We start from the raw sequence: 18,220 nt of genomic DNA, 5'->3' as shown, positions 1-18,220 counted from the left end.
TAAGTCGTGTTTCATCATATTAGCGTTATGCTTAACGAAACAATTGATTATTTAGACATCAAAGAAGATGGTATTTACGTAGACTGTACGCTTGGTGGCGCGGGTCATGCACTCTATTTATTAAATCAATTAAACGATGACGGTAGATTAATTGCGATTGATCAAGACACTACAGCATTAGATAATGCTAAAGAAGTATTGAAAGATCATCTACATAAAGTCACGTTCGTACATAGTAACTTTAGAGAATTAACTGACATTTTAAAAAACTTAAACATTGAAAAGGTAGACGGAATTTATTATGACTTAGGCGTTTCTAGTCCACAGTTGGATGTTCCAGAGCGAGGATTTAGTTATCATCATGATGCTAAACTTGATATGAGAATGGATCAAACGCAGCAACTTAGCGCATACGAAGTAGTCAATCAATGGCCATATGAAGCACTTGTGAAGATTTTTTATCGCTATGGTGAAGAAAAATTTTCTAAACAAATAGCGAGACGAATCGAAGCACATCGTGAACATCAGCCTATCGAAACTACATTAGAGCTAGTTGACATCATTAAAGAAGGCATTCCTGCTAAAGCTCGAAGAAAAGGTGGTCATCCTGCAAAACGTGTATTTCAAGCTATACGTATTGCTGTTAATGACGAATTATCTGCATTCGAAGATTCAATTGAGCAGGCAATCGAGCTTGTAAAAGTTGGAGGCAGAATTTCAGTAATCACTTTCCACTCTTTAGAAGACAGATTATGCAAACAGATGTTTCAAGAGTATGAAAATGGTCCTGATGTGCCTAGAGGATTACCAATTATTCCTGAAGCTTACACACCTAAACTCAAGAGAGTAAATCGCAAACCAATTACGGCAACGGATACAGATTTGGATGAAAATAACAGAGCGCGCAGTGCAAAATTACGTGTTGCAGAAATTTTAAAATAAGGAGTAATTGACGATGGCTGTAGAAGAAATATATGAACCATATGAAGACGTCCAGCACAATAGTATACCGAAACAACAACCTCAATCGGAACCACAAACAAGAACTGTTACTAAGAAGGTTGTAGTTCAACTCACAAGATTTGAGAAATACTTATACATAACACTTGTTACTGCAATTGCAGTTATTGCTATTTATATGCTATCTTTAAAAATGGATGCGTATGATACGAATGGAAAGATTGCAGATTTAGACTCCAAAATTGAACAACAATCAAGTGAAAATAGCGCAATTCAATCTGAAATTAAAAAAAGTTCTTCTTACCAACGCATTTACGACAAGGCTAAAGCACAAGGTATGAGCCTAAATAACGACAATGTAAAGGTAGTGCGTACAAATGGCGAAGCGAAAAATTAAAATTAGAAAAAATAAATTAGGAGCAGTCCTCCTTGTTGGTATATTCGGACTGCTCTTTTTTATATTGGTTTTAAGATATTCATATATTATGATCACAGGGCATTCTGATGGACAAGATTTAGTAATGCGAGCGAATGAAAAATATTTAGTTCAAAACAATGAACAAGCTGAACGAGGCAAGATTTATGATAGAAACGGTAAAATTCTTGCCGAAGATGTCGAAAGATATAAAGTTGTAGCGGTAGTCGATAAGAGCGCAGGTAAAAGTGGAGACAAACCTCGCTATGTAGAGGATAAAAAGAAGACTGCTAAAGAACTTTCTAAAATTATAGACATGAAACCGGAAGAAATTGAAAAACGACTTAATCAGAAAAAAGCATTCCAAGTGGAATTTGGTCAAAAAGGAACTAATTTAACTTATCAAGATAAACAGAAACTGGAAAAAATGGACTTACCAGGTATTACACTATATCCAGAAACTGAACGCTTTTATCCAAATGGTAATTTTGCGTCTCACTTAATAGGAATGGCACAAAAAAATCCAGATACAGGCGAATTAAAAGGTGCACTTGGTGTTGAAAAAATCTTTGATAGTTATTTAAGTGGAACTAAAGGTGCATTATCTTATATACAAGATATTTGGGGATATATTGCTCCAAATACTAAAAATGAAAAATCACCTAAACGTGGTGATGATGTTCATTTAACAATTGATTCAAATATTCAAGTATTCGTTGAGGAAGCATTGGATGATATGGTTAAGAGATATCAACCAAAAGATTTATTTGCTGTTGTCATGGATGCTAAAACAGGTGAAATCTTAGCATTCAGTCAACGTCCTACGTTTAATCCTGAGACAGGTGAAGATTTCGGGAAAAAATGGGCGAATGATTTATATCAAAATACGTATGAACCAGGTTCTACTTTTAAATCATTTGGTTTAGCGGCAGCTATACAGGAAGGTAAGTTTGATCCTAAGAAAAAATATGAGTCTGGACATCGTGATATCATGGGTTCTAGAATTTCCGACTGGAATAAAACTGGTTGGGGCGAAATTCCAATGTCATTAGGCTTTACTTATTCTTCAAATACACTGATGATGCACTTACAAGACTTAGTAGGTGCTGACAAAATGAAATCATGGTACGAAAGATTTGGTTTTAGCAAACCAACTGGTGGTCTGTTTGATGGTGAAGCAGAAGGTAATATTGCTTGGTCGAATGAATTACAACAAAAAACGTCAGCATTCGGGCAATCAACAACTGTTACGCCGGTACAAATGATTCAGGCACAATCTGCTTTCTTTAATAAAGGGAATATGCTTAAACCATGGTTTGTGGATAGTATTAAAAATCCAATTTCCAAAAAGACATTCTATCAAGGCAAAAAAGAAATTGCTGGCAAACCAATTACTGCTTCTACCGCAAGTAAAGTGGAAACAGAATTAGATAAAGTAGTTAATAGTAAGAAGAGTCATGCGATGAATTATAGAGTAGATGGTTATGATATTGAAGGTAAGACAGGTACTGCCCAAGTGGCGGATGAAAAGAGCGGCGGATATGTTAAGGGTGAAAATCCATACTTTGTAAGTTTCATTGGTGATGCGCCTAAGAAAAATCCTGAAGTTATTGTTTATGCCGGTATGAGCTTAGCTCAAAAGAATGATCAAGAAGCTTATGAAATGGGTGTAAGTAAGGCTTTCAAACCAATTATGGAAAATACACTTAAATATTTAAATGTAGGTTCTAAAAAAGATGAAACTAAATCTGCACAATATTCAAAAGTACCAAATGTAACTGGACAATCTACTGATAAAGCAAAAGAAAGTTTGAAATCTGAAGATTTACAAGCAACCGTTATTGGTAATGGAGATAACGTCAAATCTCAATCAATTAAAGCCAATAAAAAATTATTGCCTAATAGTAAGGTGCTCTTATTAACTGATGGTGATATTACAATGCCAAATATGAAAGGTTGGACAAAAGATGATGTACTTGCCTTCCAAGAATTAACTGGCATTAACGTTACAACTAAAGGTAGTGGCTATGTAACAAAACAATCGGTTAACATTGGAACTACATTAAAAGACAATAGTAAGGTTGAAATTGAATTATCTCCAGAAGATCCTGACGATACATCGACGAATACGAATGACAATGAGACAGCATCAAATGACTCTTCTAATAAAGATGAAGCCAGTTCTTCTTCAGACGATAAGGAAAAAGACAATAAGAATGATACTTCAAGCTCTTCTGAACAAGAACAACAGACAAACAATAGTCAAGATTCTAACGAGTAATTATAATTTGACTTGAAAAAGTAGATGATAAGTTATGAGAATTGAATGAACGTCTAAAAGTTGTGACAAGCACAGTGAGTATAGGTTACAAAATAAAACTTTAGTAGCAAATATAAGTGAAGGGGTGGTTATATCATTCCCTTCTTAGCTCGTGTTACTTCGAAGGACGTCATTCGATCTCATACAAATTTTAAATGAATTTACTTTAAAATATTGATAAAATGAACGAGATATTATCAATTAATAAACTCAGAAGACAAAACTAAAATTAAATATATAAAGGAGACAATTATGCTTTTTATACTTGCGGTAATCGCACTATTAATTACTTTTATCTTAGTACCTATTTTAATTCCAACGCTTAAGCGAATGAAATTTGGACAAAGCATTCGTGAAGAAGGTCCACAAAGCCATATGAAAAAAACAGGCACACCGACAATGGGTGGTTTGACTTTTCTAATTAGTATTATCATTACCTCAATTTTTGCAATTTTCTTTGTAGATAATTCAAATCCAATCATTTTATTATTATTTGTGACAATTGGTTTTGGTTTAATAGGTTTTATTGATGATTACATCATCGTAGTTAAGAAAAACAACCAAGGTTTAACAAGTAAGCAGAAATTTTTAGCACAAATTGCAATTGCAGTTGTATTCTTTTTACTAAGTGATGTTTTCCATCTTGTAGAATTTTCAACTAATCTAAACATACCTTTTACAAATATTAGTATTCCATTATCTTTTGCATATGTGATTTTTATTGTTTTTTGGCAAGTTGGATTCTCAAATGCTGTGAATTTAACAGATGGTTTAGATGGTTTAGCAACAGGATTATCAATCATTGGTTTTACAATGTACGCCATTATGAGCTTTGTTTTAGATTCACCAGCAATTGGAGCATTTTGTATTATAATGATTTTTGCATTATTAGGATTTTTACCGTATAACCTTAATCCTGCAAAGGTATTTATGGGAGACACTGGTAGTTTAGCTTTAGGTGGAATTTTCGCAACGATATCAATTATGCTAAATCAAGAATTATCATTGTTACTAATTGGACTAGTATTTGTAATTGAAACAGCTTCAGTTATGTTGCAAGTTGCTTCATATAAACTTACAAAAAAGCGTATTTTTAAGATGAGCCCGATTCATCATCACTTTGAATTAAGTGGTTGGGGAGAATGGAAAGTAGTGACAGTGTTCTGGACAGCAGGTTTAATTTCAGGATTAATCGGATTATGGATAGGAGTGCATTAGCATGCTCAATTATACAGGATTAGAAAATAAAGATGTTCTTGTAGTAGGACTAGCCAAAAGCGGATATGAAGCAGCTAAATTATTAATCAAATTAGGTGCCAATGTGACTGTAAATGATGGCAAAGACTTGTCACAAGATCCTCATGCCAAGGATTTAGAGGCGCTAGGAGTTAAAATAGTTGATGGTGGACATCCTTTATCACTGTTAGATAATGAGCCAATTATAGTAAAAAATCCTGGTATTCCTTATACAGTTTCTATAATTCAGGAAGCATATCAGCGACATTTAAAAATATTAACTGAAGTAGAATTAAGTTATTTAATATCAGAAGCACCGATTATAGCTGTAACTGGAACTAATGGTAAAACAACTACGACTTCTTTAATTGGCGATATGTTTAAGAAAAGTAGATTGACTGGGAGACTCTCTGGAAATATAGGCTATGTAGCATCTAAAGTAGCACAAGAAACCTCACCTAATGAATATCTAATAACTGAATTATCTTCATTCCAATTATTAGGTGTAGAGCAATATCGTCCGCATATTGCGATTATCACAAATATATATTCTGCTCATCTAGATTATCACGAAACACTTGAAAACTATCAAAACGCAAAGAAACAGATTTACAAAAATCAAACAGAAAATGATTACCTAATATGTAATTATCATCAAAGACATTTAATTGAGTCTGAAAATTTGAAAGGTAAAACATTGTATTTCTCTACTCAACAAGAAGTAGACGGTATTTATATTGAAGATGGGTTTATTGTTTACAAAGGAATAAGAATCATTAATATAGATGATTTAGTATTACCTGGGGAACATAATTTAGAAAATATTCTAGCTGCAGTATTAGCTTCAATCTTAGCTGGTGTTCCAATAAAAGCAATTATAGATAGTTTAACGACATTCTCTGGTATAGATCACAGATTACAATATATAGGTACAAATCGCACTAACAAGTATTACAATGACTCTAAAGCTACAAACACACTTGCTACACAATTTGCATTAAATTCATTCAAGCAACCAATAGTTTGGTTATGTGGTGGCTTAGATCGTGGTAATGATTTCGATGAATTAATACCTTATATGAAGAATGTACGTGTCATGGTTGTTTTTGGTCAAACTCAAGAAAAATTTGCTAAGCTTGGCAATAGTCAAGGTAAGTTAGTGGTGAAAGCTACAGATATTGAAGACGCTGTTAAAAAGGTACAAGATGTAGTCGAACCGAATGACGTTGTCTTACTATCACCTGCATGTGCAAGTTGGGATCAATATAAAACATTTGAAGAACGTGGTGAAAGATTTATTGAAAGTTTCCGTGCCCACTTACCATCTTATTAAAGGTTGTGAAATCAAGTGAAAGATAAACGACGTAAAGATAATAAGGTGAGCTCGATTCAAAGTCTTATTGAAAAAAGAAATCGAGAATTAAACAATGAAGAACACCTTTCAAATCATGATGCTAATCATAAGGATAAGAATAAAATTTCCACAGATGACGCTCAATTGTATAAAATTAATAAGCCTAATGAGACCTCTAAACAACAAGATCAAAATCAATCAATAGATGAAGATAACTTTAATAATCAATCCAATGAATCCGAACAATTGGAACAAAATGAAGCAATTGAACAATCTAACGAAACATCTGATGAAGATGCTCAAAGCGTTGAAAGTACAAAAACGAATGATAGTCACAGACTCTCCACTAATTCTAGTGAAAACACATATAAGCTATCTATTAAAGATAGAGTTAAAGAGTTCAATGACAATCGTAAAAGAAAAAAACATGCCAAGAGTACACAATTTGATCATTTATCACCACAAGAGAGAAAAGAACAATTAAGAATTCAGCGAAGGAAGCGTCAAAAAAGAATTCAGTATATTATCATTACACTTTTAGTATTATTAATAATTTTATTTTTACTCTACATGTTTACACCACTAAGTAGAATTTCTAATATTAAAATTAGTGGAAATAACAATGTGAGTAACAGTCAAGTTGAAAAAGCTTTGGATGTAAAAGATAATTCAAGAATGTATACCTATAGTAAACGTAAAGGTATTCAAAATCTGAAGAAGAATGATTTAATAAAAGACGTGAAAATTAAAAAGCAATTACCGAATACGTTGAAAGTGCAAATAACTGAAAATCAAGTTGTGGGTGTTGTTAAAGAAAAGAATAAATATGTGCCAATTATAGAAGGAAATCAAGAATTGAAAAACTTTGATGGTAATATTTCCGGAAGTGGACCTATTTTAGAAGGATTTAAAGGTGAAGAAAAAAGCAACATGATTAAATCTTTATCTAAGATGTCCCCAGACATTAGAGATATGATTTCAGAAATTAAGTACGCACCTAAGCAAAATAGCCCTAATCGAATTCTTTTATATATGCAAGATGATATGCAAGTAGTTGGCAACATAAAAACGATTGCTAATAAAATTAAATATTATCCTCAAATGTCACAATCTTTATCAAAAGACGACTCTGGTAACTTGAAAACCCAAGGTTATATAGATTTATCTGTAGGTGCATCATTTATACCGTATAATGAAAACAGTAGCGGAGATTCAAAATCCGATCAAAATGTTCGTCAAAAATCACAACAAGAAACTGATGCAAAAGATGAGTTACAAAGCGCTTTAAATAAAATTAACGAACAATCAGATTCAAATAATTAAAAAATTTCGATATTAATATGTGTTTATAGTTCACAAGCCTTACGACGTATTGTAAACTAAACATAGTGTATTTTAATAGTAATTTGTCAGGAGGTGCCTATCTATGGAGGAACATTACTATGTAAGCATAGATATTGGTTCATCAAGTGTAAAAACAATAGTAGGCGAAAAATTTCACAATGGAATAAATGTGATAGGTACAGGACAAACCTACACTAGCGGTATCAAGAACGGATTAATTGATGATTTCGACATTGCTAAACAAGCAGTTAAAGATACAATTAAAAAAGCTTCTATCGCATCAGGTGTAGACATTAAAGAAGTTTTCTTAAAATTACCTATCATAGGTACTGAAGTATATGATGAAGCAAATGAAATTGATTTTTATGAAGATACTGAAATAAACGGCACACACATTGAAGAAGTGCTAGAAGGTATTCGTCAAAAAAATGATGTAGCGGATACTGATGTAATTGATGTATTCCCTATTCGTTTTATTGTGGATGGGGATAATGAAGTATCAGACCCTAAAGAATTGATTGCTAGACACTCATTAAGAGTTGAAGCAGGAGTTATTGCAATTCATAAATCTATCTTAATCAACATGATTAAATGTGTAGAATCATGTGGCGTAGATGTTTTAGATGTTTATTCAGATGCTTATAATTACGGCTCAATTCTTACAGCTACTGAAAAAGAATTAGGAGCATGTGTAATAGATATTGGTGAAGATTTAACTCAAATTGCCTTTTATGAGCGTGGAGAATTAGTAGACGCTGATTCAATTGAATTAGCAGGTCGCGATATTACTGATGATATTGCTGAAGAACTAAATACTACATATGAAACGGCTGAAAAGATTAAACATCAATATGGTCATGCTTATGCTAATTCTGCATCAGATCAAGATGTATTTAGTGTAGATCAAGTAGACAGTGATGAATTAGTTGAATATACTCAAAAAGATTTAAGTGCTGTAATTGAGAGAACAATGCAAGATATCTTTGATGAGGTGTTTGATGTATTAGTTGACTTAGGATTAACTAGAGTGAACGGTGGTTTCATTGTAACTGGCGGTTCTTCAAACTTATTAGGAGTTAAAGAATTACTTAATACGATGGTAAATGAAAAGATTAGAGTTCATACACCGTCACAAATGGGTATCAGAAAGCCAGAATTTACATCAGCTATTTCTACTATATCTACTAGCATCACTTTTGATGAGTTGCTCGATTATGTTACAATGAGTTATCAAGATAATGATGAGTTTGAAGAAGAAGTTATTGAAGATAACGAGAGAGAACATACTTCTAAATCAGGTGGATTTGACTGGTTTAAACGTAAGTCAAATAAAAATGAAGATACTTATGAAGAAGACTACAACGAACCACATGAAAGAACAGATAAAGTAGACGACTATGATAAGTATGATAGCAACGAAAGTCATCACGATACGACAGAACATTATGATGATGATCAAGAGCAACCTCAAAAAGAAGAGGGCAAATTTAAAAAACTTATGAAATCTCTATTTGAATGATGGGCCAAAAAGACTAGGAGGAAATATAAATGTTAGAATTTGAACAAGGATTTAATCATTTAGCGACATTAAAAGTCATCGGTGTAGGTGGCGGTGGTAACAACGCTGTTAACCGTATGATCGACCATGGCATGAACAATGTAGAATTTATTGCAATTAATACAGACGGACAAGCTTTAAACTTATCTAAAGCAGAATTTAAAATCCAAATTGGTGAGAAATTAACACGCGGACTTGGTGCTGGTGCAAATCCAGAAATTGGTAAAAAAGCAGCTGAAGAGTCACGTGAACAAATTGAAGATGCAATCCAAGGTGCAGATATGGTATTCGTAACTGCTGGTATGGGTGGCGGTACTGGTACAGGTGCTGCACCAGTAGTAGCTAAGATTGCTAAAGAAATGGGAGCATTAACTGTTGGTGTAGTAACACGTCCATTCGGTTTTGAAGGACGTAAACGTTCAACTCAAGCAGCAGCTGGTGTTGAATCTATGAAAGCAGCAGTTGATACACTAATTGTTATCCCTAACGATCGCTTATTAGATATCGTTGATAAATCAACTCCAATGATGGAAGCATTTAAAGAAGCAGACAATGTATTACGTCAAGGTGTTCAAGGTATCTCTGACTTAATCGCTGTATCAGGTGAAGTAAACTTAGACTTTGCTGACGTTAAAACAATTATGTCTAACCAAGGTTCTGCTTTAATGGGTATTGGTGTCTCTTCTGGAGAGAACAGAGCAGTTGAAGCAGCTAAAAAAGCAATTTCATCACCATTACTTGAAACTTCAATCGTTGGTGCTCAAGGTGTGTTAATGAACATCACTGGTGGGGAATCACTATCATTATTTGAAGCTCAAGAAGCGGCTGACATCGTGCAAGATGCTGCAGATGAAGATGTAAATATGATCTTTGGTACAGTTATCAATCCTGAACTACAAGATGAAATCGTAGTAACTGTAATTGCTACTGGTTTTGAAGATAAACCAACTTCACAAGGACGTAAAGCTTCAAGTACTGGTTTCGGAACAAGTGCAACTTCAAGCACTTCAACACAAACAAGTACGCCAAGAGAAGAATCATTCTCTCAAAGCTCATCAAGCTCTCGTTCTTCTGAAAGTGTATCAGAAAGAAGTCATACTACTAAAGATGACGATATTCCTAGCTTTATCAGAAATAGAGAAGAAAGACGTTCTAGAAGAACTAGACGTTAATTGAAAATAAGTTTTGTCTATATTTCGTTGTATGATTAAGTGTATTTATCGTCTTAATCATTCCTAATTGGGAGTAGAACGGCGAATTCACTTGTGGATTCATGTTCGCTCCCTTTTTTATTTACTTTCAAGTAAAGTGAAGATTGTTATATAATATATCTATATTCAATTTTAGAGTAAGGTTTTTAGAAATTGACAAAAATAAAACTTTTAATTAAGGTGGTTTGATCTCGTGTCAGAGAAATTTGTAAAGTATCCCCATCACTTGAAATATGAATCTCAAGACTTGAAGCATGTTAAATTAGGATTCACTACAAGAGAAGGTGGCTATAGTCTATATCCAGAATCATCATTCAATATGGCAAGATATGTGGATGATAATCCTGAAAATATTACTAAACACCAAGAAATGTTGGCGGACGCGATTGGGTTTGAAAGAGCACAATGGGTATTTCCAATTCAAACTCATGAAAATCGAGTAATGGAAATTTCGCAAAGTCATCGTGGAACTAACATCGATACATTAACAGATGATATGTATGGTATTGATGGGATTTATACATATGACCCTGATACGTTATTAACGATGTGCTACGCTGATTGTGTACCAGTTTATTTCTATAGTGAAAAACATCACTATGTAGGATTAGCACATGCTGGCTGGCGAGGTACATATGGTCAAATTGTTAGTGAAATGTTAAAGCAAATTGATTTTGATTATAATGATCTAAAGATTGTAATTGGACCATCTACTTCAACTACATATGAAATAAACGATGATATTAAAACGAAGTTTGAAACATTACCAATTAATGTTAAAGATTATATTGAAACTCGTGGAGAGAATCGACATGGTATTGATTTAAAACGTGCTAATGCGCTATTACTTAATCATTATGGTGTACCATTCGAAAACATATATATAACTGATTATGCTACATCAGAGGATTTATCACTTTTCTTTTCATATCGAGTTGAAAAAGGTCAAACAGGTAGAATGTTGGCCTTTATAGGCCAAAAATAATCTCATTAGATTAGTCATATAAATAATAAATATTTAAATGCATATGTATTTATTAGTGATAACTAAACTTAACAAATGGTGAAGAGGTTGAGTAGAATATGGATGTAAAACAAAATTTAAGAAACATTGAAAGTGAAATACAATCACATTTTAAAAATAGTGAAGCGTCTACCTTGCCAAACGTGATTGCAGTAACAAAATATGTTACAATAGACCGTGCTAAAGAAGCTTATGATGCTGGCCTTAGACATTTTGGTGAAAATAGATTAGAAGGCTTTTTAGAGAAGAAATCTGCTTTGCCAAACGATGTTACTATGCACTTTATAGGTTCTTTACAATCTAGAAAAGTAAAAGAAGTCATTAATGAAATTGATTACCTACATGCACTAGATAGACTTAGTTTAGCTAAGGAAATTAATAAAAGAGCGGATCATGAGATTGCCTGCTTCATACAAGTCAATGTCTCAGGAGAAGAATCTAAACATGGTATTGCTTTAAATGAAGTTAATCACTTTATAGAACAAATTGAACAATATGATAAAATAAAAATTGTTGGATTAATGACAATGGCACCTTATATAGAAGACACTACATATATTCGACAGTTATTTAAACAATTACGAGTAAAACGAGATGAAATCAAAAACCTTAATTTAGATTATGCACCATGCGACTATTTATCTATGGGAATGAGTAATGATTATGCAATTGCTGTAGAAGAAGGTGCTTCATTTATAAGAATTGGGACTAAACTTGTAGGAGAATAGGAGTGAGCCCCGTGGCTATTAAAGATTTATTTAATAATTTTTTTCTAATGGATGATGAAGAAGAAGTAGAAAGCCCTGAAGAGCGACAACGTCGTGTAGTTCAGAATGAAGAAAATGAAACAAACAATGTTCAACAGAATCAACCGCAACAATCAGAACGTTCATATAGTAATCAAAGTAAATTGAAAACAGTACCACAAAAGAAAACAACAAGAAATTATAACTCAGAAGAAAGGAATGTGCGTATGAATCAACCGCCATCAAAGTCAAACGGCAAAAATGTTGTTACAATGAATCAAACGTCACAAGGTTATAGTGGTTATGAAAGTTCAAAAATGTGCTTATTCGAGCCACGAGTATTTTCAGATACACAAGATATCGCGGATGAATTAAAAAACCGTCGTGCTACTTTAGTGAATTTACAACGTATTGATAAAATTTCAGCTAAACGCATTATTGATTTCTTAAGTGGAACAGTTTATGCAATTGGTGGAGATATTCAACGTGTAGGTACTGACATATTCCTTTGTACACCTGATAATGTAGAAGTTGCGGGAAGTATTACAGATCATATTGAACAAATGGAATCGCAACACTACGAATAAGGAGAACGTTATATGAATGTAGGTTTACTAGCTACCATTTTTAATTTTATAATTTTTCTAGTTCAAATATATTACTTTGGAATGATTATTTATTTCTTTACATCTTGGGTACCTAATATTAGAGAATCTAAGTTCGGTGAAATACTAGGTAAATTATATGAACCATTTTTAGAACCATTTAGAAAGATTATTCCTCCAATAGGGATGATTGATATTTCTTCACTTGTAGCTTTGTTTGTACTTGTATTATTCCAAGCTGGATTAAGAAGTATCTTTAATATGATAATAGTTCATTTAATGTAATAATATATGATGTTTAAGAGGCTGAGACAATACATGAGAGGTTGTTTCAACCTCTTTTATCATTTAATTTAGAATCAGAGAGGTGTAAGATAATCGATATTTATCAGCATTTTAGAGACGAAGAGCAAGGGTTAATAGATCAATTAATAGATAAGTGTGATCAAGTTGAAAAGCAGTATGCGCCAATTCTGACAAATTTTCTCGATCCGAGAGGACAATATATACTTGAAGTCATAACAGGCAGTTATGAAGATATGAAAGTGACTTTTTTTGGTGGGGATAACGCAGAGAGAAAACGAGGTCTCATTGCCCCTAATTATTTTGAACCTGGGGAAGCTGACTTTGAAGAAGTATTAATTCAAATCAACTATCCAGAGAAGTTTGTTAATATACAACATCAACATGTCCTAGGAACACTTATGTCATTAGGAATAGAAAGGGAACAAGTTGGTGATATTATTGTCGGCGACAGTATTCAATTTGTTTTGACAAAGCAATTAGAATCGTATATTATGTTGGAATTAACAAAGATAAAAGGTGCTACAGTTAAACTTAATTCTATTCCATTTAAAGATATGATACAATCAGTAGAGAATTGGAAAATTCAAGGTAGTACTGTAAGTGCATTGAGATTAGACGTCGTTTTAAAGGAAATGATTCATAAATCTCGAACAATAGCGAAACAATTAATTGAAAAGAAGCGTGTGAAAGTTAATCACACAATTATTGATTCACCAGATTTTCAAGTTCAAACTAATGATTTATTATCTATTCAAGGATTTGGAAGAGCTCAAATCATTGATATAGGTGGTAGGACTAAAAAAGACAAAATACACATAAATTATCGAACGCTATTTAAGTAATAAATATAAGTCAATTTAATGTTGATTTAAGGAGGATGTAGGATGCCTTTTACACCTAGTGAAATTAAAAATAAAGAATTTACAAAAGTGAAAAATGGTTTAGAACCAGCTGAAGTAAGTGATTACTTAAATCAATTAAGTAATGAAATTGAACGTTTAAAAGAAGAAAAAAAACAGCTTGAAAAAGTAATTGAAGAGAGAGATACTAATATTAAATCTTATCAACAAGTTCATCAATCAGTAAGTGATGCTCTTGTTCAAGCTCAACAAGCTGGAGAAGAGACTAAATTGGCTGCTAATAAAGAAGCTGAAGCTGTTATTAGTAAAGCTCAAGCACAAGCAGATTTAATTGTTAATGACGCTATCGAAAAAGCACGTCATTTATCATTCCAAACTGAAGATATGAAACGTCAATCTAAAATATTCAGATCACGTTTCCGCATGCTAGTTGAAGCTCAATTAGATTTACTTAAAAATGATGATTGGGATTATTTATTAAACTATGATATCGATGCAGAAAAAGTCACACAAGAAAATTTCCAACATTTAAATAGCCAAGACATTACACCTGAAGAACAACTTAGCGCTCAATCTCAACAATCTGAAAGTGTGCTTGCAAGCGAGAGAAATAACAGTACATCAAATTCACTAAGTACAAGTGACTCAACTAGTACAAGTGAGAACGTTACTTCACAATCAAGCGTGAGTCAAAGCGAATCAACATCAAATAAATAATTGTTATAAAATAAGTCAGACAAGTAGGAGATAATAAACTTTTCACAGCGAATTAGGGTTGGTGTAAGCCTAATAAAAGTCTATCTCTTATATCACTGATTTTTACAAAGTAATATTATATATGAGAGAACTCTAAGTTGAGTTAACAAGGGTGGTACCGCGGTAATTCCGTCCCTTTTTAATTGAACTTAGAGTTCTTTTTACATTTAAGGAGTGAAATCAATTATGAACTATAAAGATACTTTATTAATGCCAAAGACTGACTTTCCTATGCGTGGTGGATTGCCAAATAAAGAACCGCAAATCCAAGAACAATGGGAAGCTAACAATCAATACCAAAAAGCATTAGAAAAAAATAAAGGTAACCAATCTTACATCTTACATGATGGACCACCGTATGCGAATGGTAATTTGCATATGGGGCATGCGTTAAACAAAATCATTAAGGATATTATTGTACGTTATAAAACGATGCAAGGTTTTTACGCACCATACGTTCCAGGTTGGGATACACATGGCTTACCAATTGAACAAGCTTTGACTAAAAAGGGCGTAGATCGCAAAAAAATGTCAATTGCTGAATTTAGAGAAAAATGTAAGGAATTTGCGTTAGAACAAATTGAATTACAAAAGAAAGATTTCAAACGCCTTGGTGTACGAGGAGACTTTAATGATCCTTATATCACGCTTAAACCTGAATATGAAGCTGCTCAAATTCGTTTATTTGGTGAGATGGCGGATAAAGGATTAATTTATAAAGGTAAGAAACCAGTTTATTGGTCACCGTCAAGTGAATCATCTTTAGCTGAAGCTGAAATTGAATATCATGATAAACGTTCTGCATCTATCTATGTAGCATTTGACGTGAAAGATACTAAAGGTGTAGTAGATGAGGATGCTCAATTCATTATTTGGACAACTACTCCATGGACTATTCCATCTAACGTAGCGATTACAGTTCATCCTGATTTAAAATATGGTCAATATAATGTGAATGGCAAGAAATATATTATCGCACAAGCATTATCTGAAGATGTAGCAGAAGCTTTAGAATGGGATAAAGATGCCATTCAATTAGAAAAAGAATTTACAGGTAAAGAGTTAGAGTATGTTGAAGCGCAACATCCTTTCTTAGATAGAATCTCACTTGTAATTAATGGTAATCATGTTACAACTGATGCTGGTACAGGTTGTGTTCATACCGCTCCTGGTCATGGTGAAGATGACTATATCGTTGGTCAAAAATATGATTTACCAGTTATTAGTCCTTTAGATGATAAAGGTGTGTTTACTGAAGAAGGTGGACAATTTGAAGGTATGTTTTATGATAAAGCTAACAAAGCAGTTACTGATTTATTAACTGAAAAAGACGCTTTATTAAAACTAAACTTTATTACACATAGTTACCCTCATGATTGGCGTACTAAGAAACCAGTTATTTTCCGTGCTACACCACAATGGTTTGCCTCAATTAATAAAGTAAGACAAGATATTTTAGATGCTATTGAAGAAACAGATTTCAAAGTGGATTGGGGTAAAACACGTATTTACAATATGATCCGTGATCGTGGAGAATGGGTTATTTCTCGTCAACGTGTATGGGGAGTTCCATTACCTGTATTCTATGCCGAGAATGGCGATATCATTATGACGAAAGAAACAGTTAACCACGTAGCTGATTTATTTGAAGAGCATGGTTCAAATATTTGGTTTGAAAAAGAAGCAAAAGACTTATTACCTGAAGGCTTTACACACCCTGGTAGTCCAAATGGTACTTTCACAAAAGAAATGGACATTATGGATGTTTGGTTTGACTCTGGTTCATCACATCGTGGTGTATTAGAAAATCGTCCAGAATTAAGTTTCCCAGCTAATTTATACTTTGAAGGTAGTGACCAATATCGTGGTTGGTTTAACTCTTCAATTACAACTGCTGTAGCAACTAGAGGTCAAGCACCTTATAAATTCTTATTATCACACGGCTTTGTAATGGACGGAGAAGGTAAGAAAATGAGTAAATCACTAGGTAATGTTATTGTTCCTGACCAAGTTGTAAAACAAAAAGGTGCTGACATTGCACGTTTATGGGTAAGCAGTACTGATTATTTAGCAGACGTTCGTATTTCGGATGAAATCTTAAAACAAACTTCTGATGTTTATCGTAAAATTAGAAATACTTTAAGATTTATGCTTGGTAATATTAATGATTTTAATCCTGATACTGATGCAATTCCTGAAGCAGAATTACTTGAAGTCGATCGTTATTTACTAAATCGTTTACGTGAGTTTACTGCTAGCACAATTGAACATTATGATAACTTTGATTATTTAAATATTTATCAAGAAGTACAAAACTTTATTAATGTTGAATTGAGTAATTTCTACTTAGATTACGGTAAAGATATTCTTTATATTGAAGAGAAAAACGCGCATAAACGTCGTAGTATGCAAACTGTTCTATACCAAATCTTAGTTGATATGACTAAATTATTAGCACCTATTTTAGTTCACACAGCTGAAGAAGTTTGGACACACACACCACATGTAAAAGAAGAAAGTGTTCATTTAGCTGACATGCCTAAGGTAGTTGAAGTTGATCAAGCATTGCTTGACAAATGGAATCAATTCATGGCATTACGTGATGATGTAAACCGTGCGTTAGAAGTTGCACGTAATAATAAAGTTATTGGTAAGTCTCTTGAAGCTAAAGTTGTAATTGGTAATAACGACAACTTTAAAGCTGCAGAGTTCTTACAACAATTTGAAGATTTACAACAATTATTCATTGTTTCACAAGTTGAAGTTTCAGATTCTGTAGACAATGCAGAGGCTTATCAACATGGTGATATTAGAATTGACCATGCAGTAGGTGAAAAATGTGAAAGATGTTGGAACTATACTGAAGAATTAGGTTCAGTAGGTGAATTAGAACACTTATGTCCAAGATGCCAAGAAGTAGTTAAAACTTTAGTTTAATAAATATATTTTTGAAAACACATGGGACATAAATAATATAATAATCCTATTTTGCAATTTATTGTAGCTGACTGAACTGATAAAACGCTTAAATCAAGCTTTTCTTAGTTCTAGTCATCCTTGTGGGCGGGCCCTAACGAAGAAAATTTCATAAAAAAATTCTACAAGCAAAGCAAGTTGGGAGTTGGACAACGAATTTGAGAAGAATTCAGTCCGACTCCCTTTTTCCTACGATTAGTCAAGCATTTACAAATAAAATAAGCATTACTTAACTAAACCGTTCAATTTTAATTTTTTGAATAAGGTGTTAAACTGTATTTGATTGTACGTTTGGCTAATGTGGGGACATTTGATAATCGTACAATTTTTGATTCATTATCAGATAATGAATCGTTTTTAATAGTCGATTTATACAAGCGATGACGGCAGTCTTATGAGATTTCTCATTTGGCTGCTTTCTTAGTTTGTAATAATAATCGACGACATGATTATCGTAGTTACGCTGGCCTCTGATAATATTCATCACTATCCAAAATAATAATTGTCTAGCTTTTTTATTTCCCCGCTTATTAATTGTATCCTTATAAT

15 protein-coding genes and 1 pseudogene are annotated in these 18,220 nt (G+C 33.0%); 15 read left to right on the top strand and 1 reads right to left on the bottom strand.

The window, feature by feature from the left end; genetic code table 11:
* Window positions 1–6 precede the first annotated feature (6 nt).
* From rsmH to ileS, 15 genes are all read left to right on the top strand, one after another.
* Window positions 7–942, top strand: coding sequence for a 16S rRNA (cytosine(1402)-N(4))-methyltransferase RsmH (gene rsmH / locus SBL16_RS00080; protein WP_107611888.1), 936 nt, complete (start codon window positions 7–9; stop codon window positions 940–942).
* A 13-nt stretch (window positions 943–955) separates the two neighbouring features.
* A complete protein-coding gene (gene ftsL, locus SBL16_RS00075) occupies window positions 956–1,357 on the top strand; it encodes a cell division protein FtsL (protein WP_016930703.1) in 402 nt (133 codons plus the stop codon).
* Window positions 1,338–3,656 (top strand): penicillin-binding protein, encoded by a 2,319-nt coding sequence (locus SBL16_RS00070; RefSeq protein WP_107613257.1) that lies wholly within the window; start codon window positions 1,338–1,340, stop codon window positions 3,654–3,656. The genes ftsL and SBL16_RS00070 overlap by 20 nt, the downstream gene beginning before the upstream one ends.
* A 291-nt stretch (window positions 3,657–3,947) precedes the next feature.
* A complete protein-coding gene (mraY, locus tag SBL16_RS00065; protein WP_107611890.1) occupies window positions 3,948–4,913 on the top strand; it encodes a phospho-N-acetylmuramoyl-pentapeptide-transferase in 966 nt (321 codons plus the stop codon).
* Between the two features lies 1 nt (window position 4,914).
* Window positions 4,915–6,264 carry a UDP-N-acetylmuramoyl-L-alanine--D-glutamate ligase gene (gene murD, locus SBL16_RS00060; protein WP_119472131.1) on the top strand — a complete coding sequence of 450 codons (1,350 nt, stop codon included), beginning with the start codon at window positions 4,915–4,917 and terminating at the stop codon, window positions 6,262–6,264.
* Between the two features lie 15 nt (window positions 6,265–6,279).
* Window positions 6,280–7,608, top strand: a complete 1,329-nt coding sequence (locus SBL16_RS00055) for a cell division protein FtsQ/DivIB (protein ID WP_107611892.1) — start codon at window positions 6,280–6,282, stop codon at window positions 7,606–7,608.
* Between the two features lie 103 nt (window positions 7,609–7,711).
* A complete protein-coding gene (gene ftsA / locus SBL16_RS00050) occupies window positions 7,712–9,148 on the top strand; it encodes a cell division protein FtsA (protein ID WP_119472310.1) in 1,437 nt (478 codons plus the stop codon).
* Between the two features lie 29 nt (window positions 9,149–9,177).
* Window positions 9,178–10,359: a cell division protein FtsZ gene (ftsZ, locus tag SBL16_RS00045; protein WP_317952180.1), complete on the top strand. Its 1,182-nt coding sequence runs from the start codon at window positions 9,178–9,180 to the stop codon at window positions 10,357–10,359.
* A 232-nt stretch (window positions 10,360–10,591) separates the two neighbouring features.
* Window positions 10,592–11,383 (top strand): peptidoglycan editing factor PgeF, encoded by a 792-nt coding sequence (gene pgeF, locus SBL16_RS00040; RefSeq protein WP_107611894.1) that lies wholly within the window; start codon window positions 10,592–10,594, stop codon window positions 11,381–11,383.
* Window positions 11,384–11,481: 98 nt separating this feature from the next.
* On the top strand, window positions 11,482–12,150 hold the full coding sequence (locus SBL16_RS00035) for a YggS family pyridoxal phosphate-dependent enzyme (RefSeq protein ID WP_107611895.1): 669 nt from the start codon (window positions 11,482–11,484) through the stop codon (window positions 12,148–12,150).
* 11 nt (window positions 12,151–12,161) lie between these two features.
* The gene (locus SBL16_RS00030; RefSeq protein ID WP_107611896.1) at window positions 12,162–12,755 is read left to right on the top strand and encodes a cell division protein SepF; all 594 of its coding nucleotides are present in this window, start codon (window positions 12,162–12,164) and stop codon (window positions 12,753–12,755) included.
* A gap of 12 nt (window positions 12,756–12,767) precedes the next feature.
* Complete coding sequence (locus SBL16_RS00025) at window positions 12,768–13,058, top strand: YggT family protein (protein ID WP_317952176.1); 291 nt, start codon at window positions 12,768–12,770, stop codon at window positions 13,056–13,058.
* Between the two features lie 41 nt (window positions 13,059–13,099).
* Window positions 13,100–13,921 (top strand): RNA-binding protein, encoded by an 822-nt coding sequence (locus SBL16_RS00020; RefSeq protein ID WP_202111982.1) that lies wholly within the window; start codon window positions 13,100–13,102, stop codon window positions 13,919–13,921.
* Between the two features lie 42 nt (window positions 13,922–13,963).
* The gene (locus SBL16_RS00015; RefSeq protein ID WP_107611897.1) at window positions 13,964–14,656 is read left to right on the top strand and encodes a DivIVA domain-containing protein; all 693 of its coding nucleotides are present in this window, start codon (window positions 13,964–13,966) and stop codon (window positions 14,654–14,656) included.
* A gap of 225 nt (window positions 14,657–14,881) precedes the next feature.
* A complete protein-coding gene (gene ileS / locus SBL16_RS00010) occupies window positions 14,882–17,632 on the top strand; it encodes an isoleucine--tRNA ligase (protein ID WP_107611898.1) in 2,751 nt (916 codons plus the stop codon).
* Window positions 17,633–17,966: 334 nt separating this feature from the next.
* On the opposite strand, the pseudogene SBL16_RS00005 reads toward ileS, so the two are convergent.
* A pseudogene (locus SBL16_RS00005) lies at window positions 17,967–18,220 on the bottom strand (IS110 family transposase); the annotation flags it as partial.

Origin of the sequence: Staphylococcus sp. NWU MK-U1 (assembly GCF_033283505.1) — a bacterium.
Taxonomy (GTDB): domain Bacteria; phylum Bacillota; class Bacilli; order Staphylococcales; family Staphylococcaceae; genus Staphylococcus; species Staphylococcus haemolyticus.
The sequence above is the reverse complement of the archived record's forward strand: the minus strand, read 5'-3'. Positions and strand labels throughout refer to the sequence as shown.